The 7,441-nt window shown below is 64.3% G+C and carries 7 protein-coding genes; 2 read left to right on the forward strand and 5 right to left on the reverse strand.

Annotated features, from left to right (window positions below):
- Positions 1-13 precede the first annotated feature (13 nt).
- From aceK to IGW04_RS23085, 3 genes are all read right to left on the reverse strand, one after another.
- Positions 14-1,819, reverse strand: a complete 1,806-nt coding sequence (gene aceK / locus IGW04_RS23075; RefSeq protein ID WP_194715453.1) for a bifunctional isocitrate dehydrogenase kinase/phosphatase — start codon at positions 1,817-1,819, stop codon at positions 14-16.
- A gap of 60 nt (positions 1,820-1,879) precedes the next feature.
- A complete protein-coding gene (locus tag IGW04_RS23080; protein ID WP_194715454.1) occupies positions 1,880-3,064 on the reverse strand; it encodes an isovaleryl-CoA dehydrogenase in 1,185 nt (394 codons plus the stop codon).
- 91 nt (positions 3,065-3,155) lie between these two features.
- Complete coding sequence (locus IGW04_RS23085; protein WP_194715455.1) at positions 3,156-3,608, reverse strand: MerR family transcriptional regulator; 453 nt, start codon at positions 3,606-3,608, stop codon at positions 3,156-3,158.
- A gap of 146 nt (positions 3,609-3,754) precedes the next feature.
- On the opposite strand from IGW04_RS23085, the gene IGW04_RS23090 reads away from it, so the two are divergent.
- Both IGW04_RS23090 and IGW04_RS23095 read left to right on the forward strand, forming a co-directional pair.
- Positions 3,755-4,819: an MBL fold metallo-hydrolase gene (locus tag IGW04_RS23090; protein ID WP_194715456.1), complete on the forward strand. Its 1,065-nt coding sequence runs from the start codon at positions 3,755-3,757 to the stop codon at positions 4,817-4,819.
- A gap of 236 nt (positions 4,820-5,055) precedes the next feature.
- On the forward strand, positions 5,056-5,460 hold the full coding sequence (locus IGW04_RS23095; protein ID WP_194715457.1) for a hypothetical protein: 405 nt from the start codon (positions 5,056-5,058) through the stop codon (positions 5,458-5,460).
- Between the two features lie 79 nt (positions 5,461-5,539).
- On the opposite strand, the gene IGW04_RS23100 is transcribed toward IGW04_RS23095, so the two are convergent.
- Positions 5,540-6,331, reverse strand: a complete 792-nt coding sequence (locus tag IGW04_RS23100) for a helical backbone metal receptor (protein ID WP_194715458.1) — start codon at positions 6,329-6,331, stop codon at positions 5,540-5,542.
- Entirely contained in the window at positions 6,328-7,116 is a 789-nt protein-coding gene (locus IGW04_RS23105; RefSeq protein WP_194715459.1) for an SDR family oxidoreductase, read from the reverse strand. The genes IGW04_RS23100 and IGW04_RS23105 overlap by 4 nt, the downstream gene beginning before the upstream one ends.
- Positions 7,117-7,441: the final 325 nt, after the last annotated feature.

Genomic DNA, 7,441 nt, shown 5'->3' on the forward strand with positions numbered 1-7,441 from the left:
GTTTCTCTCTCCATTAGGCGGCTTGCGCCGCCGGGTTAGTCAATGAGGATTGCGCCTGCCGTTGCTGATGGAAACGGCAGGACTGCGGATACGGGAACACATCTTCCATGTAGCCGGAAAGAATGCGCTCCTTGCGCGCCTGCCAGTACTCGGGACTGAACAGGTCTGCATGATGCTTCAGAAAATATTTGCGCACCTTGGGATTGCCCAACAAGAAGGTGCCGAACTGTTCCGGGAAAACGTCGTTCTTCGCCACCGGATACCAGGGCTCGTCCGACATTTCATCTTCCTCGTTGCGCGGCGCCGGAATCCGGCGGAAGTTGCAGTCGGTGATGTACTCGATCTCGTCGTAGTCGTAGAACACCACGCGGCCATGGCGGGTGACGCCGAAGTTCTTGTACAGCATGTCGCCGGGGAAGATGTTGGCCGCCACCAGCTCCTTGATCGCATTGCCGTATTCCACCACGCCATGCTCGATGGCGTCGTCGTCGCCGGCCTTGTCGGCATTGGACAGCCAGATATTCAGCGGCGTCATGCGCCGCTCGATGTACAGATGGCGGATGATGACCTGGCTGCCCTCTTCCTCGACCACCGACGGCGCCACCTTCTTCAAATCGGCCAGCAGCTCGTCGGTGATGCGAGAACGCGGGAAGGCGACGTTGGAATACTCCAGCGTGTCGGCCATGCGGCCCACCCGGTCATGGTTCTTCACCAGCTGGTACTTTTCCTTGACCAGCGCGCGCGTGGTGTCCTTGGGCGCCGGTATGAAGTCCTTGATCACCTTGAACACATAGGGAAAGGACGGCAGCGCGAATACCACCATCACCAGGCCGCGGATGCCGGGCGCGATATCGATGCGGTCCGATGAATAGCGCAGGTGATGCAGGAAGTCGCGGTAGAACAGCGCCTTGCCCTGCTTCTGCAGGCCCAGCACCGTGTAGATCTCGCTGCGCGGCTTGCTGGGCATCAGGGTGCGCAGGAAATGCACATAGGCCGACGGCACTTCCATGTCGACCAGGAAGTAGGCGCGGGTAAAGGAGAACATCACCATCACCTGCGAACGGTCATACAGCACGGTATCGACATACAGGCCATCGGGTCCATGCAGGATGGGCAGCACGAACGGATCTTCCCGGTTGCCATTGATGACCTTGCCTATCGCATAGGCAGCCTTGTTGCGGTAGAACAGGCCGGCCAGCACCTGGATCTGCAGATTGGCTTCGGCCGGCGCGGCGCCGAACAGGGACTGCAGCCGCGCTTCGATCAGGCCGACATCGCGGTCGAGGTCGGCGAACGGACAGGCCAGCTGGAAGTTGGTGATGATGCGCTTCAGGGTATAGCGCAGGCCGTCGGTGCCGGGGTAATAGACGCGGTAGACCGGCGTGGCCTCGTCCGGCTCGATGTAGTCGGTCGATACCGCCGGCCGCACGAAGATGAAGTCGTTGTGGAAGTAGCTGCGGTGCAGGATGTGGCAGCAGACCGAGGTGAAAAACGTTTCCGCCAGTTCCGGCTGCTTGTGGTTGGTCAGCAGGCCGATGTAGTGCAGCTTGACCTCGCGCCAGACGCTGTCGGTCAGGTCTTCCGGGTCGTATTCGTCTTCCAGCGCCTGCACGCATTCCTGCACCCGCCTGTCGTAGAAGGCGATGCGGTCGCGCGCGCTCCGCTGCAGCGCCAGCCAGTCGGCCTGCTCGAAAAGCTGCTTGCCCGCCATGCTGGTCTTGCGGAACAGCCGGTAGTGCTTGTCGAAGCCGTCAAGCACCGTGCGCGCGATGTCGAATGCAATCTGCGACGACAGGAGTTTCGGGAACGTGTTCTTCATGGCCCGCGCCTGCTGAAAGAAAATATCCCCGGAGTGTATCGAACTTTGCTGCACCGCAGCTTACCGGGTTTCGGCGAACAGTTCGCGGCCGATCAGCATGCGCCGGATCTCGCTGGTGCCGGCGCCGATCTCGTAGAGCTTGGCATCGCGCCACAGCCGCCCCACCGGATATTCGTTGATGTAGCCGTTGCCGCCCAGCGCCTGGATCGCCTCGCCCGCCATCCAGGTCGCCTTCTCCGCCGAGTACAAAATCGCGCCGGCCGCGTCCTTCCTCAAGGCCCGCACCGCGTCCGGCGTCTTCGCCCGGTCGCAGGCCTGGCCCACCGCGTACACATACGCCCGGCAGGCCATCATCGTCGAATACATGTCGGCCAGCTTGCCCTGCATCAGCTGGAACTCGCCGATCGGCTGGCCGAACTGCTTCCTGTCATGCACATACGGCACCACCGCATCCATGCAGGCCGACATGATGCCCAGCGGCCCGCCCGACAGCACCGTGCGCTCGTAGTCCAGCCCCGACATCAGCACGTTCACGCCGCGCCCCAGCCCGCCCAGCACATTTTCCGCCGGCACCTCGCAGTCCTGGAACACCAGCTCGCCGGTGTGCGAGCCGCGCATGCCCAGCTTGTCGAGCTTCTGCGCCACCGAGAAACCCTTGAAGCCCTTCTCGATCAGGAAGGCCGTCATGCCGCGCGGGCCGGCCTCGATATCGTTCTTGGCATACACCACCAGCACATCCGCATCCGGGCCGTTGGTGATCCACATCTTGCTGCCGTTGAGCACCCAGCGGTCGCCACGGAAGTCGGCGCGCAGCTTCATCGACACCACGTCCGAGCCGGCATTCGGCTCCGACATGGCCAGCGCGCCGACGTGCTCGCCGGAGATAAGCTTGGGCAGGTACCTGGCCTTCTGCCCGTCGCTGCCGTTGCGGCGGATCTGGTTCACGCACAGGTTGGAATGCGCGCCGTAGGACAGGCCGACCGAGGCCGAGGCGCGCGAGATTTCCTCCATGGCCACGATGTGGGCCAGGTAGCCCATGGCGCTGCCGCCGTACTCCTCATCCACCGTAATGCCCAAGAGGCCCAGCTCGCCCATCTTTTTCCACAGGTCCATCGGGAACTGGTCGGTGCGGTCGATCTCGGCGGCGCGCGGCGCGATCTGGTCCTGCGCGAACTGCTGCACCGTCTCGCGCAGCGCGGCGATGTCTTCGCCATGGTCGAAGGTTAAACCCGGGAGATTGATCATTGCTGCCTCGCTGAAGGGGGGAATGAAGGTTGGTGGGGATGATACGCCGCGTTGACGTTGACGTAAACGTCAAGTCAGATCGACGCGGCAGTCAGGCATTCTCGGTCTGCCGGGCGCTGCGCTTGGCCGCTGCCTTTTTCGCAGGCTTGTCCTCGCCGGCTGGTTTCTCGCCGGCCAGCATGCTGCGGCAGTGCTCCTCATGGGCGGCGATTTCGGCCAGCGTGACTTCCAGGTCCTCGCGCTGCTGTTCCAGCATTTCCCGGTGCCGCGCCAGCACCAGCAGGAAACGGTTCAGCTGCGCCGCCGAATCCTTGGGCGACTCGTACATGTCGACCAGGCTCTTGATTTCAGACAGCGTCAGGCCCAGGCGCTTGCCGCGCAGCGTCAGCTTCAGGCGGGTGCGCTCGCGCGCGCTGTAGACCCGGGTGCGGCCGCCGGCGCCCTCCCGTTTCGGCGTGAGCAAGCCCTGATCCTCATAGAACCGGATGGCGCGCGGCGTGATGTCGAATTCCCGGGCAAGTTCGGTGATGGTATAGGTGGGCATGAAGTGTTCTCTGCAGAAAACGGGCTGGTGGCCTAGAATGCGCGTTCAAAGTAAGTTTACGTAAACGTCAACCGACTGCCCATTGTAGGCGGGCCTGCCGCAAATGTGAATCCTGCCGCTTCCGCCCGTTCCTTCCTTCCGACGCCATGAATCCTCTCGAAGCGCAACTTGATTACCCGCTGGGCGAAGCCCTGCCCGACACTGGTTCCACCCTGGAGATTGCACCCGGCCTGCGCTGGCTGCGCATGGGCCTGCCCTTTGCGCTGAACCACATCAACCTGTGGCTGCTGGAAGACGAGATCGAGACCGAAACCGGCCCGGTGCGCGGCTGGACCGTGATCGACTGCGGCATTTCCAGCGACGCCACCCGCGAGGCCTGGGAACGCATCTTCGCCACCGAACTGCGCGGCCTGCCCATCATCCGGGTGCTGGTCACCCACTGCCATCCGGACCATGTCGGCCTGGCCGACTGGCTGTGCCAGCGCTGGAATGCGCCATTGTGGATGAGCACCGGCGAGTTCGGCTTCGCCCGCATGATGGCGGCCTCGCTGCCTGGCGTGGAAGGCACGGCCATGGTGCCGCATTTCGCGCGCCACGGCCTGACCGACCCCGACCTGCTGGAGCAGCTCGGGGCGCGCCGCGCCTACTATGCCCGGCTGGTGCCGTCGGTGCCGCAGAGCTATCGCCGGCTGCATGACGGCCAGCTGCTGCAGATCGGCGGCGACGAATGGCGCGCCATCGCCGGCTTTGGCCATTCGCCGGAGCATATCGCGCTCTACAGCGCCAGGCGCAACATCCTGATCGCCGGCGACATGGTGCTGCCGCGCATCTCCACCAATGTCTCGGTATTCGCCGTGGAGCCGGAATCCAATCCGGTGCAGCAATACCTCGACTCGCTGTCAGCCTATGCCGACCTGCCGGACGACACCCTGGTGCTGCCCTCGCACGGCAAGCCGTTTCGCGGCCTGCATGTGCGCATCGGCCAGCTGCGCGACCATCACGCGGCCAGGCTGGATGAGGTCATGGAGGCCTGCAGCGCGCCGCAGTCGGCCAGCGACATCGTGCCCATCATGTTTCCGCGCCCGCTGGATTCGCACCAGATCAGTTTCGCGATGGGCGAGGCGCTGGCGCATCTGCACAAGCTGTGGTTCGACGGCGCCCTGCGCCGCCGGCTGGATAGCGATGGCATCGTGCGTTTCCTGCGTGCCTGAAATGGCCGCATTGCGCCTGCTGACAAAGGGAAACACGACTTCGCGCAAACAACCCCGCATTACCGTTGTGCAGCCGGGCCGCATCTACCTATAGTAAAAAGGGTATGCGACCCGACAACACGCTTTCCATTCGGCGGCGACTTTTTTTTCGGTAACGGTCACACGACCGCACTGACATGAAGTAACCACCCCGAAAAGACTGACTGTCACGCCCCAACATGGAATAGTTTGCCCTAATGAAAGCATCCATCGAACGAGAAGACTTCAGCGGCCGTCTGCAAATGGCGCTGAGGAACGCGGATTACTCACCCGACAGCCCGACGCAGCTTGCGCGGGAATTCAACATCCGATTCGCCGGAAGGCCTATCACCGTCCATGCTGCGCGCAAGTGGCTGGTAGGTGAAGCCATTCCGACGCAGGAAAAGCTGCGCACGCTGGCGCAATGGCTGGGCGTGCCCGCCGAGTGGCTGCGCTTCGGCGGCGGCGACGACGCCCAGACCATGGCCGGCGGCGATCCGGCATCGCGCTTCGACTCGGCCGACGTCAAGCTGATCGCGGACCTGCAGCGTCTCGACGAGCATTACCAGGTGATCGCCCGGGAAATGATCCGGATGCTGGTCAGGATCAACCGGCAAAAGTAGTTGCCGCGGGCCGGGACGGCGCAGAGAGCCGCCTGGCCGCACTGCCTGCTCATCCCGCATCACACTGCCGACCGGGTTGTCAGTCCCTCAGGCTGTGCAGATAGCGCAATCCCGCAATCGCCCGGCTGCCATACCAGGACATCATCTCGCCATCCACCAGCCGCGCAGGCTTGCCGGTCTGGCGCTCGATCGCGTCCACATGCGCCTCGGTGAAGCGATAGGGCTCGGACGACAGCAGTATCTCGTCGATGCCGTCCACCAGCGCGTCCGACCAGGCAAACACCGGATAACGACTGTCATTGCCGGGCGCCTGCCATTGCCGCATGCCGGCGAGCTCCAGCATGCGGGCGATATAGGTGTCGCGCGACACCGTCATCCACGGGTCCTGCCAGATGCAGTACAGCACCTGGCGCACCGGCTGCGTCGGGCATGCCTGCAGCGCGGCATGTTCCTGCTCGAATTCGGTGCACAGGCGCTCGGCTGCCTGTCCCGCATTGAAAATCCCGCCCAGCAGCCGGTACAAGGCGAGGTTGTCGCGCGGCCCCAGCGGATGGGTGACGATCACGTGCGGAATGAATGCCGCCAGCGCGTCCACGGTCGGCTTTTCGTTTTCATCGATGTTGACCACCAGGTGCGTCGGCGCCAGCCGGCGTATCTTCTCGATGTTCACGTCCTTGGTGCCACCCACCTTGGGTATCGCGCCGACGGTGTCAGCGGGATGGATGCAGAAGCCGGTACGCCCGACCAGCCAGCCCGCCAGTCCGAGATCGCATAGCAGCTCGGTCACCGACGGCACCAGCGATACGATGCGTGGCGCGGCGCCGGGGGCTACCGGGCCATGGCGTGCGCCGATGGCGTCAATCAGATTCATGCCTGCTCCTGTTTCTGCCGCGCCTTGCGCGGCGCACGGGAAAATGCCAGATCGTACAGCCAGTTCGGCAGCAGCCGCAGCAGCCTGGCCACTATCCCCATCTGCCATGGAATCACACGATAGCTGACGCCGGCGGCGATCGCCTCCGCGGCCCGGGCGGCAAAGCGCCCGGCCGGCATCAGGAAGGGCATGGGATAGGCATTGGAGCGGGTCATCGGCGTATCGATATAGCCGGGCGCGATCGTGACGACGCGGATGCCATGGCGCCGCATCTCCAGCCGCAGCGACTCGCAATAGCTGATGACCGCGGCCTTCGAAGCGCTGTAGGCGGCAGCGCCCGGCAGGCCGCGCATGCCGGCCACGCTGGCGACGCCCACCAGCCGGCAGCCCTGTTCGCCTGCCTGCGCCTGGCGCTGCATGGCATGGATGAAGGGCATGAAGGTGGCGACCATCGCGGTCAGATTGGTGGCCACGATGCGCTCGAACACCGGCAGGTCTTCGGCCAGCTCGGTCAGCGTGCCGGCCGAGACGCCGGCATTGGCGATGACGATGTCGACGCCGCCAACGGCCTGCAGGAAGTCATCGGCAGCCGCTGCCAGCGCGGCATGCTCGGTCACATCCAGCGCATACACCCGATGCGGCCCGCCGGGCAGCGAGGCTGCCAGTTCCTGCAGCATGTCCGCCCTGCGCGCAACCAGGCCCAGCACTGCACCGCGCGCGGCGTATTCCCGCGCCAGCGCCATGCCCAGCCCGCTGGAGGCGCCGGTGATGAATACTCTTGGCATGCTGTTCCTTTGGTCGTTTGGTTGAAAGGTTCTTCGCGGGATCGCGTGGGGTGGCAGCGGTCGGCGGGGCAGGAGCCTTGCGGTATTGCGCCCGGAATCATTGCAGTTGCTTTTGACGTACGCGCAGCAACAGTTGCCGTTGCCGTTGCCGTTGCCGTTGCCGTTGCCGTTGCCGTTGCAGTGGCCGTTGCAGTGGCCGTTGCAGTTGCAGTTCGGGTCCCCGTCTGTGTACCGCCGTGTCGGCGATGCCCGGAGCGGGAAAAGGTGCGGCGTCTGTCTGAGCGCAGCGCAGCGGAGCGAGTTTAGCCGCGCCCCGCTCCGGGCA

Source organism: Noviherbaspirillum soli (assembly GCF_015352955.1).
Lineage (GTDB): Bacteria > Pseudomonadota > Gammaproteobacteria > Burkholderiales > Burkholderiaceae_D > Noviherbaspirillum_A > Noviherbaspirillum_A soli.

Excerpts from the sequence above, each read along its gene's own strand:
- IGW04_RS23105 (WP_194715459.1), bottom strand. The coding sequence starts at position 7,116 with ATGCCAAGAGTATTCATCACCGGCGCCTCCAGCGGGCTGGGCATGGCG.
- IGW04_RS23090 (WP_194715456.1), top strand. The coding sequence starts at position 3,755 with ATGAATCCTCTCGAAGCGCAACTTGATTACCCGCTGGGCGAAGCCCTG.
- aceK (WP_194715453.1), bottom strand. The coding sequence starts at position 1,819 with ATGAAGAACACGTTCCCGAAACTCCTGTCGTCGCAGATTGCATTCGAC.
- IGW04_RS23095 (WP_194715457.1), top strand. The coding sequence starts at position 5,056 with ATGAAAGCATCCATCGAACGAGAAGACTTCAGCGGCCGTCTGCAAATG.
- IGW04_RS23100 (WP_194715458.1), bottom strand. The coding sequence starts at position 6,331 with ATGAATCTGATTGACGCCATCGGCGCACGCCATGGCCCGGTAGCCCCC.
- IGW04_RS23085 (WP_194715455.1), bottom strand. The coding sequence starts at position 3,608 with ATGCCCACCTATACCATCACCGAACTTGCCCGGGAATTCGACATCACG.
- IGW04_RS23080 (WP_194715454.1), bottom strand. The coding sequence starts at position 3,064 with ATGATCAATCTCCCGGGTTTAACCTTCGACCATGGCGAAGACATCGCC.